This is a genomic window from Pseudomonas sp. NPDC089395 (assembly GCF_044749525.1).
Taxonomy (GTDB): Bacteria; Pseudomonadota; Gammaproteobacteria; order Pseudomonadales; family Pseudomonadaceae; genus Aquipseudomonas.
This window is the reverse complement of the sequence record NZ_JBIVID010000009.1, coordinates 114,700-131,467: the sequence shown is the minus strand read 5'-3', so window position 1 is coordinate 131,467 and position 16,768 is coordinate 114,700. Positions and strand designations below refer to the sequence as shown.

The 16,768-nt window shown below is 63.2% G+C and carries 16 protein-coding genes and 1 pseudogene; 9 read left to right on the top strand and 8 right to left on the bottom strand.

Annotated elements, in window-relative coordinates:
• Nucleotides 1-219: 219 nt before the first annotated feature.
• The 4 genes from ACIPZG_RS19685 to ACIPZG_RS19670 all read left to right on the top strand — a co-directional run bounded on the left by ACIPZG_RS19685 (nt 220) and on the right by ACIPZG_RS19670 (nt 6,136).
• Nucleotides 220-2,211: a 7TM diverse intracellular signaling domain-containing protein gene (locus ACIPZG_RS19685; RefSeq protein ID WP_400716265.1), complete on the top strand. Its 1,992-nt coding sequence runs from the start codon at nt 220-222 to the stop codon at nt 2,209-2,211.
• 100 nt (nt 2,212-2,311) lie between these two features.
• A complete protein-coding gene (locus ACIPZG_RS19680) occupies nt 2,312-3,955 on the top strand; it encodes an acyl-CoA dehydrogenase family protein (protein WP_400716263.1) in 1,644 nt (547 codons plus the stop codon).
• An 81-nt stretch (nt 3,956-4,036) separates the two neighbouring features.
• Complete coding sequence (amn, locus tag ACIPZG_RS19675) at nt 4,037-5,500, top strand: AMP nucleosidase (protein WP_008092863.1); 1,464 nt, start codon at nt 4,037-4,039, stop codon at nt 5,498-5,500.
• Between the two features lie 6 nt (nt 5,501-5,506).
• Nucleotides 5,507-6,136 carry a pseudouridine synthase gene (locus tag ACIPZG_RS19670; RefSeq protein WP_400716261.1) on the top strand — a complete coding sequence of 210 codons (630 nt, stop codon included), beginning with the start codon at nt 5,507-5,509 and terminating at the stop codon, nt 6,134-6,136.
• Nucleotides 6,137-6,247: 111 nt separating this feature from the next.
• Here the strand turns inward: ACIPZG_RS19670 and ACIPZG_RS19665 are convergent, their stop codons facing one another.
• Together ACIPZG_RS19665 and ACIPZG_RS19660 are read right to left on the bottom strand one after the other, a co-directional pair.
• The gene (locus ACIPZG_RS19665; RefSeq protein ID WP_008092861.1) at nt 6,248-6,451 is read right to left on the bottom strand and encodes a DUF2788 domain-containing protein; all 204 of its coding nucleotides are present in this window, start codon (nt 6,449-6,451) and stop codon (nt 6,248-6,250) included.
• A 54-nt stretch (nt 6,452-6,505) separates the two neighbouring features.
• Complete coding sequence (locus ACIPZG_RS19660) at nt 6,506-6,982, bottom strand: Lrp/AsnC family transcriptional regulator (RefSeq protein WP_003249795.1); 477 nt, start codon at nt 6,980-6,982, stop codon at nt 6,506-6,508.
• Between the two features lie 395 nt (nt 6,983-7,377).
• On the opposite strand from ACIPZG_RS19660, the gene ACIPZG_RS19655 reads away from it, so the two are divergent.
• Nucleotides 7,378-8,181 carry a DUF6515 family protein gene (locus tag ACIPZG_RS19655; protein WP_400716259.1) on the top strand — a complete coding sequence of 268 codons (804 nt, stop codon included), beginning with the start codon at nt 7,378-7,380 and terminating at the stop codon, nt 8,179-8,181.
• Nucleotides 8,182-8,184: 3 nt separating this feature from the next.
• Here the strand turns inward: ACIPZG_RS19655 and ACIPZG_RS19650 are convergent, their stop codons facing one another.
• Together ACIPZG_RS19650 and ACIPZG_RS19645 are read right to left on the bottom strand one after the other, a co-directional pair.
• Nucleotides 8,185-9,054 (bottom strand): cation diffusion facilitator family transporter, encoded by an 870-nt coding sequence (locus tag ACIPZG_RS19650; RefSeq protein WP_400716257.1) that lies wholly within the window; start codon nt 9,052-9,054, stop codon nt 8,185-8,187.
• A 25-nt stretch (nt 9,055-9,079) separates the two neighbouring features.
• Nucleotides 9,080-9,499: a polyribonucleotide nucleotidyltransferase gene (locus tag ACIPZG_RS19645; protein WP_400716255.1), complete on the bottom strand. Its 420-nt coding sequence runs from the start codon at nt 9,497-9,499 to the stop codon at nt 9,080-9,082.
• 117 nt (nt 9,500-9,616) lie between these two features.
• Here ACIPZG_RS19645 and hrpB point away from each other — a divergent pair, with 117 nt between their 5' ends.
• Complete coding sequence (gene hrpB / locus ACIPZG_RS19640; protein ID WP_400716253.1) at nt 9,617-12,151, top strand: ATP-dependent helicase HrpB; 2,535 nt, start codon at nt 9,617-9,619, stop codon at nt 12,149-12,151.
• Nucleotides 12,152-12,347: 196 nt separating this feature from the next.
• Here hrpB and ACIPZG_RS19635 read toward each other — a convergent pair.
• Nucleotides 12,348-12,542, bottom strand: a pseudogene (locus tag ACIPZG_RS19635) (LysR family transcriptional regulator); the annotation flags it as partial.
• Nucleotides 12,543-12,643: 101 nt separating this feature from the next.
• Between ACIPZG_RS19635 and ACIPZG_RS19630 the strand changes: the two are divergent.
• Complete coding sequence (locus ACIPZG_RS19630) at nt 12,644-13,414, top strand: sulfite exporter TauE/SafE family protein (protein WP_400716251.1); 771 nt, start codon at nt 12,644-12,646, stop codon at nt 13,412-13,414.
• A 12-nt stretch (nt 13,415-13,426) separates the two neighbouring features.
• On the opposite strand, the gene ACIPZG_RS19625 is transcribed toward ACIPZG_RS19630, so the two are convergent.
• From ACIPZG_RS19625 to ACIPZG_RS19615, 3 genes are all read right to left on the bottom strand, one after another.
• Nucleotides 13,427-13,918 (bottom strand): hypothetical protein, encoded by a 492-nt coding sequence (locus ACIPZG_RS19625; RefSeq protein WP_400716249.1) that lies wholly within the window; start codon nt 13,916-13,918, stop codon nt 13,427-13,429.
• A gap of 92 nt (nt 13,919-14,010) precedes the next feature.
• Nucleotides 14,011-14,544 (bottom strand): hypothetical protein, encoded by a 534-nt coding sequence (locus ACIPZG_RS19620; RefSeq protein WP_400716247.1) that lies wholly within the window; start codon nt 14,542-14,544, stop codon nt 14,011-14,013.
• Between the two features lie 97 nt (nt 14,545-14,641).
• Nucleotides 14,642-15,298 carry a YciC family protein gene (locus tag ACIPZG_RS19615; RefSeq protein WP_400716245.1) on the bottom strand — a complete coding sequence of 219 codons (657 nt, stop codon included), beginning with the start codon at nt 15,296-15,298 and terminating at the stop codon, nt 14,642-14,644.
• Between the two features lie 155 nt (nt 15,299-15,453).
• On the opposite strand from ACIPZG_RS19615, the gene ACIPZG_RS19610 reads away from it, so the two are divergent.
• The gene (locus tag ACIPZG_RS19610; RefSeq protein ID WP_400716243.1) at nt 15,454-16,209 is read left to right on the top strand and encodes a DUF2076 domain-containing protein; all 756 of its coding nucleotides are present in this window, start codon (nt 15,454-15,456) and stop codon (nt 16,207-16,209) included.
• Nucleotides 16,210-16,271: 62 nt separating this feature from the next.
• Nucleotides 16,272-16,751, top strand: a complete 480-nt coding sequence (locus ACIPZG_RS19605; RefSeq protein WP_008092833.1) for an NYN domain-containing protein — start codon at nt 16,272-16,274, stop codon at nt 16,749-16,751.
• Nucleotides 16,752-16,768 lie beyond the last annotated feature (17 nt).

Here is a 16,768-nt window from a genome sequence, read left to right as displayed (position 1 = left end):
AGCGAGATTTGTTGATCATGCGGTCAGCTTTGATCGTGATTTTTGTCTGAAAGCATTGTTCTAGAGCCTTTTCCTTAAAAAATGATGTAGCCCATTGCGACGCTTGAAAGCTATGTTAGAGTGCTCGGATAACTCGACAAACGGGCGCTGCTGGATTTCGTCGTCTCACAAGGATCAGTGGCCATTGCGACGCGACCGGACAGGCCATGCTGGGGCTGTATGCGCTATTTGCTGATTGTGCTTCTAGGTTTGCTGCCCGTGCTGGCCACTGCGGTCGAATTCGACGATGCCACCCGGTACCTGCCGCTGGGCAAAGCCATGCAGGTTTATGAAGACCGTGATGGCAGTGCCAGCATCGCTCAAGTCAGCGCACCCATCTTTGCCAGTCGTTTTCGCAGCCACCACGAAGACGTCCTTAATGCGGGCTATTCGACTTCGGTGTTCTGGCTGAAGCTCGACCTGCACTACCTGGCCTCTGCCAACGCCTCGCCCCGCCCATGGCTACTGGAGCTGGCCTACCCGCCGCTGGATCACCTCGAGCTGTACCTGCCCGGCAGCGATGGCGTCTATCGCCTGGCCCAGCGTACCGGTGATGCGTTGCCCTACGACAGCCGGCAGATCCGCCAGAACAACTACCTGTTCGAATTGCCCATGCGCCCTGGTCAGGCAACCACGGCCTACCTGCGTTTGCATAGCCAGGGCTCGGTGCAGGCGCCGCTGGCGCTGTGGTCTGCCGAGGCTTACCTGGAAGAGCAGCCCACCCGACTGTACGTGCTGGGGATGATCTATGGCGTGTTGCTGGTGATGCTGGTGTACAACCTGTTCATCTTCATCAGCGTGCGCGACGTCAGTTATCTCTATTACATCCTCTATATCGCCTCGTTCGGCCTCTACCAGGTTTCGGTCAATGGTGCGGGCGTGGCCTACTTCTGGCCGGACAGCCCCTGGTGGGCGAACGCCGCGACGCCGCTGTTCATTGGCGCTGCAGGTTTGTTCGGCTGCCAGTTCGCTCGCCACTTCCTGCGCCTTGGCAAGATCAGCCAGGGCTTGGATCGCTTGCTGCAGCTGTTGATGCTGGGCGGCGTGCTGGTCATGGTGCTGTCGGTGAGCATGCCTTATGGCATTGCCCTGCGCATGGCCACGGTGCTGGCGTTGTTGTTCACCGTGAGTATTTTCACCGCAGGGTTGTACGCCTGGATCCGGGGCTTGCGCGTGGCGCGCTGGTTCATCATTGCCTGGACGGCGTTCCTGCTCGGTGGGCTGGTCAACACTTTGATGGTGTTGGGCTACCTGCCGAACGTGTTCATCACCATGTATGCCAGCCAGCTCGGTTCGGCACTGGAAGTGGCGCTGTTGTCGCTGGCCCTTGCCGACCGCATCAACAGCATGCGCGAACAACAGGCGCAGACCCTGCGCGAGACCGGGCGCACGCTGGAGCAACTGAACCAGCAACTGGCCAGGAGCAACCTGCTCAAGGACGAGTTCCTCGCCACCGTCACTCATGAGTTGCGCACGCCGATGAATGGCGTGATCGGCTCGTTGGAATTGATGCAGACGTTGCCCATGAGCGCCGAAATGGCCCAGTACCAGCGCACGGCGGTCGGCTCGGCCCAGGACATGATGGGCATGGTCGACGATATCCTCACGCTGACCGAACTGCAGGCGGGCCGCCTGCGTGCGCAACCTGCACCCTTCAGCTTGCGCCGCATGCTCCAGGAACTGCGCGCAGGCCACGCCGGCACGGCCCTGGGCAAAGGTCTGTACCTGAGCCTGGACATTCCCGCCGAGCTGCCGGACGAGCTGCTGGGGGATGCGCAGAAGTTGGCCCGCTGTCTGTGCTGCCTGGTGGACAATGGCCTGAAGTTCACCCACCAGGGTGGCGTGATGGTGCAAGTGCGCGGGCGCCGCCTGGGGCCGGACAGCCTGACCCTGACCTTCACCGTGAGTGACAGCGGTATCGGTTTCGATGACCTTGACCAGGCGATCCTGTACCAGCGGTTCTTCCAGGTCGATGGCTCGATGACCCGGCGCTATGGCGGGCTGGGCATCGGGCTGTCGATTTGCCGGCAGATGGGCGAACTGCTCGATGGCAGGCTGTCCCATGAATCGACGCGGGGGCTGGGCAGCCGGTTCGAGTTGACCCTGAATGTGGCGATTGCACAGATACAGATGCCGCCAGGTCGGGCGGCGTCGGGGGCGATCCGTTTTTGACGGCCTGCGCCACCCCAGGCTTAGTCATATTTGTCACTTTGACTGACTGACAGGGAGTGCTTCACTGGGGCTTTCAGGCATACCCGGCACGGAGCTCCCGATGAACCTGCACCAGTACGCTGAAACCCACGAAGTCACCAACCAGCCGCCGTCACTCGATGGCGCCAACCTGTACCGCCTCGATGTGCCGCTGCAGGAGTGGTCGCGGCGCTTCGGCGCCGGCTGGGCCGAGTCGCGGATCGATGCCTACGGTGCCTTGGCCGGCGGACCGCTGATGGCGGCAGGCTTCCTGGCCAACGCGCACAAACCGGCGTTCAGTAGCCATGACCGTTATGGTCATCGGATCGACCTGGTGGAATTCCACCCCGCCTACCATGAACTGATGCGCACAGCCGTCGAGCACGGCCTGCCGTCGTTGCCCTGGGCCGAGCCCCGCGCTGGCGCCCATGTGGCCCGGGCGTCGATGACCTACCTGCACAGCCAGGCCGAAGCCGGCACCGGTTGCCCGCTGACCATGACCTTCGCCGCCGTCCCCGCGCTGCGCTTGCAGCCTGAGCTGGCCGAGTACTGGCTGCCGAAGATCCTCGCCCGCGAGTACGACCCGCGCAATGTCGGCGACCGGCACAAGGCCGGGGTGACCATCGGCATGGCCATGACCGAGAAGCAGGGCGGCACCGACGTGCGCGCCAATACCACCCGCGCCTACCCGGTCGGTACGCCCGGCCCTGGCCAGCCCTATGAACTGGTCGGGCACAAATGGTTCTGTTCGGCACCGATGTGCGATGCCTTCCTGACCCTGGCCCAGACCGACAAAGGCCTGACCTGCTTCCTGCTGCCGCGCCATCGCCCGGACGACCAGCGCAACCAGTTCTACATCCAGCGCCTGAAGAACAAGCTTGGCAACAGCTCCAACGCCTCCAGCGAGGTGGAGTTCCGCGGTGCCCTGGCGTGGATGGTGGGCGAGGAGGGGCGCGGCGTGCCGACCATCATCGAAATGGTCGCCATGACCCGCTTCGACTGCATGGTCGGCTCCAGCGCCTTGATGCGCCAGGCCTTGACCCAGGCCACCCACCACTGCGCGCACCGCAAGGTCGGCGGCCGGCTTTTGAGCGAGCAGCCGTTGATGCAGAACGTGCTGGCCGACCTGGCACTGGAGAGCGAAGCCGCCTTGGCCTTGAGCCTGCGCATGGGGCAAGCCCTGGAGCAGCTCGACGACCCACAGCAGGCGCATTTCTCACGGCTGGTCACGGCGGTGGGCAAGTACTGGATCTGCAAGCGCGCGCCCGCGATGATCAATGAGGCGGCCGAGTGCCTTGGTGGCGCCGGCTACGTCGAAGACAGCATCCTGCCGCGCCTCTACCGCGAGGCGCCGGTCAACTCCACCTGGGAAGGCTCCGGCAACGTGCAGTGCCTGGATGTGCTGCGGGCGTTGTCCAAGGAGCCGGGCGTGCTGGATGCGCTGTTCGCCGAGCTGGGCGATGGGCATGGCGATCCTCGGCTGGCGGCGCACATAGGCAACCTCAAGGGGGCATTTGCCGACACCAGCGATATCCAGTACCGGGCACGGCAACTGACCGAGGACATTGCCGTGGCCTTGCAGGCCAAGTTGCTGCTCGAAGCGGGTAACACGGTGGTGAGCGATGCGTTCATCGGCAGCCGCCTGGCAGGCGGCGGGCGCGTTTATGGGGCGTTGCCTCGGGGAGTGGATGTCGAGGCGCTGGTGGCGCGGGCTACGCCGGGCTGAGGCCTCCCAGACCACCGGGGATGTATTTGCCATGAAACGCAGGCAAGATGTTCCCATGCATGTCCAGACAGGAAGCTTAGTGTGAGCCACGCTTTTGTAGTCGTTGATACACCCGAACAGGCCGTCGATCGTCTGGCGGCCCTGCATGAACAGGCCACCGGGGCCCTGAGCCAGGCCCTCAAGCGTTACCTGAAGGACCGTACCGAGCCGGACGCTGATGAGCGTGCCCTGTACCGCTACCCGGCGCTGCGCCTGACCTACTACAGCCACGGCGAAGTCGCCGCCACCACCCGCGCCTATGCCAAGGTCCAGGTGGCGGGCACCTACAGCGTCACCGTCACCCAGCCTGCGGCGTTCCGTGGCTACCTGCTCGAACAACTGCGCCCGCTGATGCATGACTACACGGTGACCGTGGAAGTCGGCGTCAGCGAACAGAACATCCCGTACCCCTACGTGGTCGACCAGGGCGATGAACTGGCCGGCAGCGGCATCACCGCCGCCGAACTGGCGCGGGTGTTCCCCAGCACCGACCTGTCGGCCGCCACCGACAACATCGCCGACGGCCTGTGCGATTGGGGCAGCGCCGAAACCCTGCCGCTGGCGTTGTTCGACGCCGCCCGCGTGGACTTCTCCCTGCGCCGCCTGGTGCACTACACCGGCAGCGACTGGCGTCACATGCAGCCGTGGATCCTGCTGACCAACTACCACCGCTATGTCGACCAGTTCATCAGCCACGGCCTCGAGACCCTGCGCGAAGACCCACGTTTCGTACGCATGGTGCTGCCAGGCAACGTGGAGATCGAGAAGGGCATGGACCACGGTGAAGCGCAGGCCCTGGTGGCCAGCGTGGTCTGGCACCGCTACCAGATGCCGGCCTATCACCTGATCGCGGCCGATGGTGACGGCATCACGCTGGTCAACATTGGCGTCGGCCCGTCCAATGCCAAGAACATCACCGACCACCTGGCTGTCCTTCGCCCGCACTGCTGGCTGATGATCGGCCACTGCGGCGGCCTGCGTCAGTCGCAGACCATCGGCGACTATGTGCTGGCCCACGCCTACATGCGCCGCGATGGCATCCTCGACCGCGTGGTGCCGCCGAACATCCCGATTCCCGCCCTGGCCGAAGTCCAGCTGGCGCTGCAGGAAGCGGCGGCGCAGGTGACCGGCGAGCGTGGCGAAGAGCTGAAAAAGCGCCTGCGCACCGGCACCGTGCTGACCTACGACGACCGCAACTGGGAGCTGCGCTGGGCCCAGGAACGGCCGTTGATCAACCTGTCGCGTGCCGTGGCAGTGGACATGGAAAGCGGCACCATCGCCGCCCAGGGTTATCGCCTGCGGGTACCCTATGGCACCTTGCTGTGCGTGTCCGACAAGCCGCTGCACAGTGAAATCAAGCTGCCCGGCTCGGCCAACGCCTTCTACAACCGCGCCGTCAGCCAGCACCTCAAAATCGGCATCGCGGCGCTCGATCTGCTGCGCACCGAGCTCAACTCGCTGCACTCGCGTAAACTGCGCAGCTTCGACGAGCCGCCGTTCCGCTGAGGATCCATGTCACTGCCACCCCGTTCCAAGCCGCGCCGCCCCCAGGCGCGGCCTGCCGGCCCCAAGCGCCAGCCCAAGGCGCCGCCGGCGGAGCCACGCCTGATCCTGTTCAACAAGCCGTTCGACGTGCTGACCCAGTTCAGCGACGGTGAAGGGCGCGCGACGCTCAAGGATTACATCGATATCCCAGGCATCTACCCGGCCGGGCGGCTGGACCGCGACAGCGAAGGCTTGCTGTTGCTGACCAACGATGGCCAGTTGCAGGCGCGCATCGCCGATCCCAAGCACAAACTGGCCAAGACCTACTGGGTGCAGGTGGAAGGTGAGCCGAGCGATGAGCAGCTAAAGCGCTTGCGCGAGGGCGTCGAGCTCAATGATGGGCCGACCTTGCCTGCCGAAGCACGGCGTCTCGATGAGCCCGAGCTGTGGTCGCGCAACCCGCCGGTGCGGTTTCGCAAGAGCGTGCCGACCAGTTGGCTGGAGCTGGTGATTCGCGAGGGGCGCAATCGCCAGGTGCGGCGCATGACGGCGGCGGTGGGGCTGCCGACCTTGCGCCTGGTGCGGGTGCGGATCGGCGATTGGGCGCTGGATGGGTTGGAGCAGGGGTGTTGGCGCGAGGTGCCGGCAAGGCTGTAGTGCTCGCGGGCCTCATCGCCGGCAAGCCGGCTCCCACAGGGAATGCACAAACCTCAAGGGCTGTGGGTACCGGTGGGAGCTGGCTTGCCAGCGATGAGGCCCGAGAAACCGCTAAACCCCTTCCAGAAACCCCACCACCACGCTCTTGATGATGAAGGCCAGCACCCCCAGGCCCAGCACGAAGAACAGGATCATCGTGCCGAAGCGCCCCGCCTTGGACTTCTTCGCCAGGTCCCAGACGATGAAACCCATGAAACCGATCAACACGGTCACCAGGATGATCATCATCCACTCTTCGAATACGGCGGGATCCATCTGAGTTCTCCAGGCAGGCTGAGCGGCCGATTATACGCCGGCCAGCGAAAGCAGTTAGCGAAGGTGGGTCAAAGGCAGCTCGGTACTCGCCAGCACCTGGTTGAGCACGAAGCTGGAACGCACGCTGGTGACGCCTTCGATGCGGGTCAGGCTGCCTAGTAGTAATTTCTGGTAGTGATCCATGTCCGGTACCACCACCTTGAGCTGGTAGTCGGCATCCATTCCGGTGACCAGGCTGCATTCGAGCACCTGCGGCAGGTTGCGAATGGCGGCCTCGAAGGTCTCGAAGCGTTCCGGGGTGTGCCGGTCCATGCCGATCAACACATAGGCGGTCAGGCTCAGGCCGAGTTTCTTGCGATCGAGCAGGGCGACCTGACGCGAAATGTAGCCGTCGTCTTCCAGTTGCTTGACGCGACGCGAGCAGGGTGAAGGCGACAGGCCGATGCGCTCGGCCAGCTCCTGGTTGGAAATGCGGGCGTCGCGCTGCAATTCGGCGAGGATGCTCAGGTCGTAGCGGTCAAGCTTGCTCATGGGAAAGGCCTTTTCTGTTCGGATTGCTGCGAATTATCGATCCAGGGTTAAAAATTGCGCAAGGGCTATTTATCTGAGCAATCTTCGCAATCCTCTGCCGCCACCTCTCCCGTAAAGTTAACCCCAGAATCACTGCCCGGACATCAGTCCACGGCGACGCGCCCTAGGCGGGCGGTCGCGGCCAGCGCTCCAACAGGAGCCGCCAGGCCCCCGGGCTACACACCGTCCAGAAGACGGGGTGAGGTGAGCCGGCGCCACAAGCGCCGAGCACGGACGACAATTTCCAAAGGGAGGCCCAACGGCCTCCCTTTTTTCATGTCCGCGATTTCACCTGCCCGTGCGCGACAGGCGCGGTAGACTCGCAGCATGCCGTTTTCTTTAACGCGAGGAACAACATGAAGTCGCGCATCTGGCCCTTGGCAGGTGTTGGTTTGCTGGGTTTGAGCATCAGCCTCGGGGCCCTGGCCCAAGGCCCGGACGACGGGCACGGCGGGCACGGTGGCAACGGCCCGCATGACCCCAATGGGGTGGCCACGGGCAGCTCGCCATTGAACTCGCGTGACGAAGTGCGCCAGACCCAGCCCCCGCGACAAGGCTATTACCAGGACATTCCTCGGCGCCCGGGCGGCGACTGGCAAGGTCGCCCGGACGGCCATGGCAATGGCTGGGGGCCAGGGCCGCAGTATCGCCCCGGGCATACCATCGATCAGTTCCCCGACCGCTACTGGAAAGTGCCGTACCGCGGGCAGGACTACTTCTACTCCGGGGGCTACTGGTATCGCCCGCACGGCGGCAACTACGTGCTAGTGGCGCCGCCCTATGGTGTGCGGGTCGGTTACTTGCCGCCCTATGCGCGGGAGGTCTGGGAAGGAGGGGCGCTGTACTTCCTGGTGGCCGACACCTATTACCAGTACCTGGCCGATACCCAGGAATACGTGGTGGTCAACCCGCCCGCCGTAGCGCCTTCAGTACCCGTCGTGGCACCGGCAGGCAACGCCTATGATGTGGTGGCCTATCCGATGTACGGGCAGGGACAGGAGCAGCAGGACCAGGACCGCTACCAGTGCCACCGCTGGGCAGTGAGCCAGTCGGGCTTCGACCCGGCGACGGCGACCTATGCGCCACCGGCCAACATTGCCGACACCTACCGGCGGGCCCTGGGCGCCTGCTTCAGTGGGCGCGGATACAGCATCAACTGAGGTTCACACAGGGTCGGCATGCACCAGCACATCCGCCTTTGGATAACGCTGGCGGATGACCTGCGATGCCTGAACGCACAGGGCATGTGCCTGATGCAAAGGCAGCTGCCCTGGCAGTTCCAGGTGCAACTGAACGAACCACTGGTTGCCTGACACCCGTGTACGCAGGTCATGCACACCCTTGACGCCGGGGATGGCCAACACCAGTTCGCGCATGCCCTCGCCGATATCGCCCGGCAGTTCCTTGTCCATCAGGATTGCGGTGCTCTCCCGGGCGATCTGCAGCGCACTCCAGAGGATGTACAGGGCAATGCCCAAACCAAACAGCGCGTCCAGTTGCGGCCAGCCAAAGCGCGCCAGCAGCAATGCCAGCAGGATGCTGCCATTAAGCAGCAGGTCCGAGCGATAGTGCAATGAGTCGGCCCGCACGGCGGTCGATCCGGTCAGGCGAATGACTTTGCGCTGCAGGGCCAGCAGTGCCAGGGTCAGCACCAGCGAAAGCAGCATCACACCGATGCCGATGGCTGTGTCACCCAGCGGCTGCGGCGACTGCAGGCGCTCGGCGGCTTGCACGCCGATCAGCACCGCGCTGACGCCGATGAACAATGCTTGGGCCATGCCCGCCAACGCCTCGGCCTTGCCATGACCGAAGCGATGGTCGTCGTCGGCCGGGCGCAGGGCGTAGTGCACGGCCAGCAGGTTGAGGAACGAGGCGACCGCATCCAGGGCCGAGTCGGTCAGCCCCGCCAGCAGGCTGACCGAGCCGCTCAGCCACCAGGCCACGGCCTTGCTCAGGACCAGAATGCTGGCCACCGCCAGCGAAGCACGGGTGGCCAGGCGCAGCAGGCGTTGGTGTTCGGCCGAGGTGGTCATGCCGTGGTGGATGTCCTTGTACGGTTCAGGCCGCCGGGGCCAGGCCCAAGGCCGCCAGTTGCTCGACGCTGCCACGGTGCTGGATCAGCCGCGGGTCGTTCAGCGGCAGACGCTGGCCCAGTTCGCTTTCGAGAATGGCCTGGAGCTTGAGGTTGTCGACTGTGCCATCCGGGCTGACGGCGTCACGCAGCTTTGCCGGGTCGACCTGGGCAGAGCGCCCGCCTGGGTAGTAGATGGCGCCCGTGGCGAAGTCGATACCAAAGGCGATCAGGCCCGGGATCACGTAGAACAGGATGCCGATGGCATCCATCGCGGCAACCACGGGGTCGATCTTGCCGCCGATCTGGCCACGGCGATCTGGATAGAAAATCGTGCCACAGGCCGTCAGCTGGGTCAGCAGGGTGACGACGAGGACGCCACCAATGACGCGGGATGGGATGCGCATGTAAATCTCCGAAAAAGGTGTTCAGCAGGGCAAGCGAAGCGCCAGCACCTGAAGCTAAGACCATGATAGAGCAGGCTGGGTTCGCCGTTATACTCGCGCGACTGTTCGAGGACCACCATGATCTCATTACCCATTGATGCCGCCTTGCCCGCCCTGCGCCTGGCGCTGGAAAACCGCGACGAAGCCGTGCTTGAGGCACCGCCTGGCGCCGGCAAGACCACCCGGGTGCCGCTGGCGCTACTGAACGAGCCTTGGCTCGGCGGGCAGACCATTCTCATGCTCGAACCCCGGCGCCTCGCCGCGCGCGCGGCGGCCGAGCGCCTGGCCAGCGAACTGGGCGAAAAGGTTGGCGAAACCGTGGGTTATCGCATCCGCCTGGACAGCAAGGTAGGCCCGGGTACACGCATCGAGGTGGTCACCGAGGGGATTCTTACGCGTCGCCTGCAAAGCGATCCTGCGCTCGAAGGCGTGGGCCTGGTGATCTTCGACGAATTCCACCTGCGCAACCTCGACGCCGATCTGGCCCTGGCCCTCACGCTCAATGGTCGTGAGCTTTTCCGCGACGATGCGCCGCTCAAGGTCTTGCTGATGTCAGCCACCCTTGAAGGGGAGAGGCTGTCGCGCTTGCTGGACGATGCCCCGATCGTGACGAGCGAGGGCCGGATGTTTCCGGTCACGACGCTCTGGAGCAAGCCTCAGCAACCCGGTGAATACATCGAACCCAGGGTCATTGGCGCTTGCCTTGATGCGCTCGCGGAGCAGCGCGGCAGCGTGCTGGTGTTCTTGCCGGGGCAGGCGGAAATCCGCCGGGTTGCGGCGGGGCTGCAAGACAGCCTCAACGCATCCCCGTCGTTGCAACGGGATGTCCTGCTCTGCCCGCTGCATGGTGAGCTCGACCTGAATCAGCAGCGAGCAGCGATCGACCCCGCACCGCCCGGAAAACGCAAAGTGGTGCTGGCCACCAACATCGCCGAGACCAGTATCACCATCGATGGCGTGCGCGTGGTGATCGACGCGGGCCTTGAGCGTGTACCGCGATTCGACCCGCGCAGCGGCATGACCCGGCTCGACACCCAGCGGATTTCCAAGGCCAGTGCCACCCAACGTGCAGGCCGTGCCGGACGACTCGAGCCCGGTGTCTGCTATCGGTTGTGGTCTGAAGCGCAGCACGATCAGATGGCAGGTTTCAGTGCCCCCGAAATCCAGCAAGCAGACCTCACGGGCCTGGCACTGCAGTTGGCCAAATGGGGCGTCCGACCGAGCGAACTGAGGTGGCTGGATTCGCCACCCTCGGCGGCTTACACCCAAGCGTGCGATCTGCTTCGTCGCCTGGGTGCGTTGCAGCAAGACGGGCAACTCACCCGGCATGGCCAGGCGATGGCGGAGCTCCCCAGCCATCCGCGCATCGCCCACCTGTTGCTGCGTGGCCATGAGCTGGGGCTGACGCAGACCGCGTGCGACATCGCTGCGTTGCTCGGCGAGCGGGATATCCAGCGCGGCGGCGGAGCGGACCTGCACAGCCGGCTGGCCATCTTGTCCGGTGAGCAACGCGCTCAACGTGGCGAACAGGGCGGCGCGCAACGCGCGAAGCAGCTATCCAGGCAATATCGCGCGTTCTTGCGCGGGTCGGCATCGCAACCGGTCGCTGATCCGGATCATCCAAGGTGGGTGGGTGCCCTGCTGGCACTGGCTTACCCTGATCGCGTTGCCCAACAGCGCCGCGCGGGGGGCGCGGACTACCGTCTGGCCAATGGCCGTGCGGCGATGTTCACCGAGTCCGACGCGCTGATGAAGCATGGGTGGCTGGTGGTGGCCGACCTCGGCAGCCGGCAGGGTCAGCGGGAGGAGCGGATCTACCTGGCAGCTGACCTGGACGAAGCGTTGTTCGACACCGTCTTGAAGGAACAGGTCAGCCAAGTGGATGAACTCGATTGGGATGATCGCGAGGGCGTCCTTCGGGCCGAGCGGCAGCGGAGGGTGGGAGAGCTCGTCTTGTCCAGCGCGCCGTTGGCAAACCTCGACGATGAGGCACGGGTGCAGGCGCTGACCCACTACGTTCGGCGCAAAGGGCTGGCGCTTCTGCCCTGGACGCCCGAGCTGCGTCAGTGGCAGGCGCGCGTTGAGCTGATGCGCGTGCTGGATGAAGAAGCGGGTGTCGCGAGCGAGTGGCCCGATCTGCGTGACGAGGTATTGCTTGAATCGCTGGAAGCCTGGCTGGGGCCGTACGTGGGAAGCGTCACGCGGCTCAGTCATTTCGGCCAGCTTGATCTCTCCTCCATCCTGCGCAATCTCCTGCCTTGGCCATTGCCGCAGCAACTCGAAGCTCAAGCGCCCCAAACGTTATCGGTGCCATCAGGTTCGAACATTCGAATCGACTACAGCGAGCGACCTCCCGTTTTGGCCGTAAGGCTTCAGGAGTTGTTCGGGCAGGCCGACACGCCCCGCATAGCCAATGGCCGCCAGGTGCTCAAGCTGCATCTGCTGTCCCCCGCTCGACGTCCGGTACAGGTGACCCAGGACCTGGCGAACTTCTGGAAGTCGACCTACGGCGAGGTGAAGAAGGATTTGAAGGGGAGGTACCCCAAGCACTTTTGGCCGGACGACCCGTTGGTGGCGCAGGCCACCGCCCGAGCCAAGCCGAGGGGCACCTGAAGCTACCGACTGGCAGCAGAAAAGGTGCGTTGGAAGTGTGCTACGAGTTCCGCGACCAATGCGCTGTCGCGCGCGCGGTAGGCGAGGGCTACCGTACTCATGCAGCCCTCATCCAGTATTTCGATTGCATGCAGTGACGATGCATGAACACTTGAAATTGGTAGCAGCGCGATGCCAAAACCCGCCTGCACAAGCAGAACGCCAACCCGGCAGGGGTGAGGTGTGGTTGGCGGGCGGTGCGTTCGAACAACGGTGTCTGCAGCTGACTTTCCAGCTCTTTTATCTGTCGGCTCAGTGCTGACTGGGCGATAAACAACTTCTGTGCCGCTGTACTGAAGCTCCCGCTTTCAGCAATTTCCACGAAATACCGCAACTGCTTCATCGAAACTATGTGAGCCATGCCGAAATGAGATGGGTCGAGTATTTTTTCGATATTAGTAGAGATCCAGTCGTTTAGTTAGGGTGTGAAAAAACGACAGGGAAGTCCCGACAATGCCAGATGCATTCCTTCACGCCCCGTTTGCCGACCTGAGCCTGGTAGTGATGTTTCTAACGATCAGCACGGCTTACGTGATCTTTGGTATCGCAGGCTTCGGCACCGCGCTGGTGGCAGGGCCGGTGCTGGTCTGCTACATGCCGTTATCCCACGCTATTGCGTTACTGGTGCTGCTGGATTGTGTGGCGGCGCAGGGGAAACTGGTGCGTTATCACCGCCATGTCGTACGCAGCGAACTGGTCAGGCTACTGCCGTTCATGATCGTTGGCAGTGTGGCTGGGATAACCGTGCTGCTGAACACCCATTCGCAAGCGCTGTTGCTGATGATGGGCTGCTTCGTAACTTCGTATGCCCTGTATATGTTGGCGAGGCCAGTACGGCAGGCTGATTTGTCTGCGCGGTGGGCTGCGCCATTGGGCATCGGCGGCGGCTTGTTCGGTGCGCTTTTTGGTAGTGGCGGGTTTCTCTACGCGATTTATCTGAACGGTCGAATAGAGGCCAAGGTAGAGGCAAGTTCCACTCAAAGCACGCTGATCGGCATAAGTACGTTGCTACGCCTGGGTATGCTCACCCTGGCAGGCGTGTACGCGGACTTCACGCTCCTCGTGACAGCGATCTATCTGTTGCCGGCTATGGTCATTGGTCTTTGGATCGGCGGACACATCAATTTGAAAATGTCCCGAGACGCGTTCACCAGGCTGATTAATCTAATCGTCCTGGTGAGCGGCATTACGCTTATTTGTCGGGCCTACGTGGGCGGTATTTAACAAGAGTGAATGTCAGCCAACCTGCTTGAGCAGGAAGGTGAGCGTATCGCCTTCCCGGGTGTTGAGCAGGTACAGGGTTTGCCCGCTACGGTGGGGCGTGTCCTGGATGGCGCCTGCCCGGTAGCCTTCGTGGTCGCGCAAATGGCAGATCAGGCCTTGGTCTGTCTCCTCCAGCGGTTCGATTTTCCAGTAGTCGGTGATGTCGGCCATTTCGTAGAAGCCTAGGTAGTGGTTCAGGCTCTTGCCGAGCTTCTTGGGCTTCGAGTGGCCCGGGATACTGATGTGGTAATGCAGGCGGTCCTCCGTGAGGGAGTCGAAGGTAAAGTCCATGCAAAGGGAGCTACGGTTGCCGCCTGCCATCAGCCAATCATCCTGAGGGGTGATGCCCCAATGCCATTTGTCGCTGCTGCGGCTCAGCCGCAGCGGGACAAGACCGTCGGCACTGATCGCATAGAGCGTGCCGCGGAAAGAAGTGGCGTAGGTATTTTCAATGGTGTGGTTCATGCGAGGGCTCGGCAGTAAATGGGGTATTTACCTTAGGGCCCTGGCGCAAACCGCAGCAGGCCGAAGCGTATCCGAGGGTGAATGACGGAGGATCAGCTACGTATCCGGGTAATGCGGAAAATAGCCTCCTTGCCTTCGAGGACCCGCAGGTATTTGAAAAAGGGCTTGGCCACTGCCGGATCGTGATGGGTTCGAACCTTGTGGCCTTCGTGATCTCGCCAGCGGCAGATCAAGGTGTCGTCAGTCCAGTGCAGCGGCTCGAACTTGAAGTAATCGGTCACCTCGGCGTAGCGGTACAGCCCAAGATAGCCGTTGCGGCTGATGCCCATGGTCTTGTCATGGTCCTGGCCGCTGCCTGTGATCATGAAGTGCAGGCGATTCGTACCCTTGGAGTGATACAGGAAACGAAACGCGCAGGCCGGCTTTTGCAGGCCGCTGATCACCCAATCACTCTGGCCACCGATCGTGGCCCCCTCCTGATCTTTCAGCAGGCTGAGATAGACGGGCTCAAAGGCCTCTTCTGGCAAGTTTTCAAACGTTGTAGCCGTATCATCGATGACGTGCAGGGTGCCGAGGAAAACCTCGGCATCTTCTGCCCAGGCGTTGCCGGTCTCGAATGTGCTCATGGGAAACTCCGTGCTGGCGGGTGATGGGCCAGCCACAGTCACAGAGGTGCCTTGAGCCCGGCAGCCGGCAGGCCTACCCGGTGCGTCGCTCCGGGCTTCAAGCGCTTTCTTGCGCTTCCAGCAGCATGAACAGGCGATACAGCACCACGGTGCTGAATAGCTGGAGGAAGCCGCTCAGGCTGTCCATGGCCAGTTTCATACCTGGCGCAGGCTCCGGGAACGCCATCAGCAACAAGCCGTCGATCAGCCAGATCGGCGCCAGTACGCCGAGCACGCAGACCATGATGCGCATGAAGTGCCCGGTGGTCATCCGTGCGCTTTCGCGCATCGACTGCACCACCGGTAGGCCACGCAGCACCAGCAGGTACTCGGCGAACACCAGGTTGATCATGATCCACACGCCCGGGAAGATGAACAGCGCCAGGCCCGCCATGATCAGCAGCGAGCTGATCAGGATCAGCAGGGCCAGTTGTGGCCACAGCTGCACGGCGCGGGCGAACAGGTCGCGCCTGGGGATGTCCTGACCGTTGCTGCGGGTGTCGAGGTAGAGGATCAGCGCTGCGCTGTACAGCGGATAGAACAGCAGGCTGACCAGCATGCCGTAGGCCGGCGAAGCCTGATCGCCCAACTGCCGGTACAGCAGTTGCGTCAGCAGGGCCTCGAGCACCACCAGCGGCAGGCACAGCGGAATGATGCTCGGCAGGTGGAGGCGGAAGAAGTACAGGGAGTCGCGCAAAACGCTCAGCGGATTCATCGGTCAACATCGCATGGCAGTAAAAGCAGGGGCCTAACTTTAGCCCAGAGCTGTCACGTGCTGAAAAAAGTTTCACCCAATGGGTAATTGAATCTCACGCTCGTGCGCCCCATCTTTGACGCTGTCCGATGTCCCGCTTGCCCACGAGGAAGCCCATGAACACTGAAGAACAAACCCTGATCGACGGCCTGTTCGGCCGCATCAAGCAAGCCGAAGACCCGAACCAGCCGCGCGATGCGCAGGCTCAGGCGCGGATCGAGGATCACCTGCGCCAGCAACCGGCGGCGTCTTACTACATGACCCAGGCGATCCTGGTTCAGGAAGCGGCGCTCAAGCGTCTGGACGAGCAGAACAAGCAGCTGGAAAACGAGCTCAAGCAGGCCCGTGCCGAGCTGGAGGCTTCCCGTGGCAACACCGCCAGCACCGCCAACAGCGGGGGTGGGTTCCTTTCCAGCATCTTCGGTTCAGGCGCACGCAACCCAGCGCCCGCGCCACAACCCCAGCGCGCCGCTGCACCGGTGGCTTCAGCGGGCGGGTGGCGTGAACCGCGTGCTCCGGGCTTTTCCCAGCCCCAGGCCGCGCAGCCCGGTTTCGGTGCCGCGCCGGCCCGTGGTGGTGCCAGCAGCTTCCTCGGTGGCGCGATGCAGACGGCCGCCGGTGTTGCCGGTGGTGTGTTGCTGGCGCAAGGCATCAGCAGCCTGTTCAACGAGCATTCGCAGCCGGAAGAAGTGGCCGAGGTGATCAAGGAGGAGCCGGCACCGGCCAGTGACACCGGCGGCTGGAATGACGCCGGTGCGCAGCAGCAGGTGGCCGACAATGGTGGCTGGGGCAACGACCAGGGTGGGTTCACCGAGACCGACTATGGCAGCGATGATGGCGGGTTCTTCTCGGATGACGACACCTTCGTCTGATCGCTCTGGCATACTGCCGGCATTTGGGGGCGCCTTGCGCCCCTTTCGGTCGAGGGTATGTAGTGAAGAAAATCGCGCTGTTCGCCGATGTGCAGAACCTCTACTACACCGTGCGCCAGGTCCATGGCTGCCATTTCAACTACAGCGCGCTGTGGGCCGAGGTCAGCCGCGAGGGCGAGATCGTCGAGGCCGTTGCCTATGCCATCGATCGCGGCGACAGCAAGCAGCAGCAGTTTCAGCAGATTCTGCGCAACCTGGGGTTCGAGGTGCGGCTCAAGCCCTTCATTCAGCGCAGCGATGGTTCGGCCAAGGGTGATTGGGATGTGGGTATCACGCTGGACGTGATCGATGCCGCCAGCCGTGTCGACCAGGTGGTGCTGGCATCCGGGGACGGTGATTTCGACCTGTTGCTCGAACGGGTGATCCAGCGTCACGGGACCGAAGCGGTGGTGTATGGGGTGCCTGGTTTGACTGCGATGTCATTGATCCGGGCAGCCAGCCGCTATGTGCCGATCGAGGGGCGGTTGCTACTGCGGCATTGAGCGTGACTTGTGGGAGC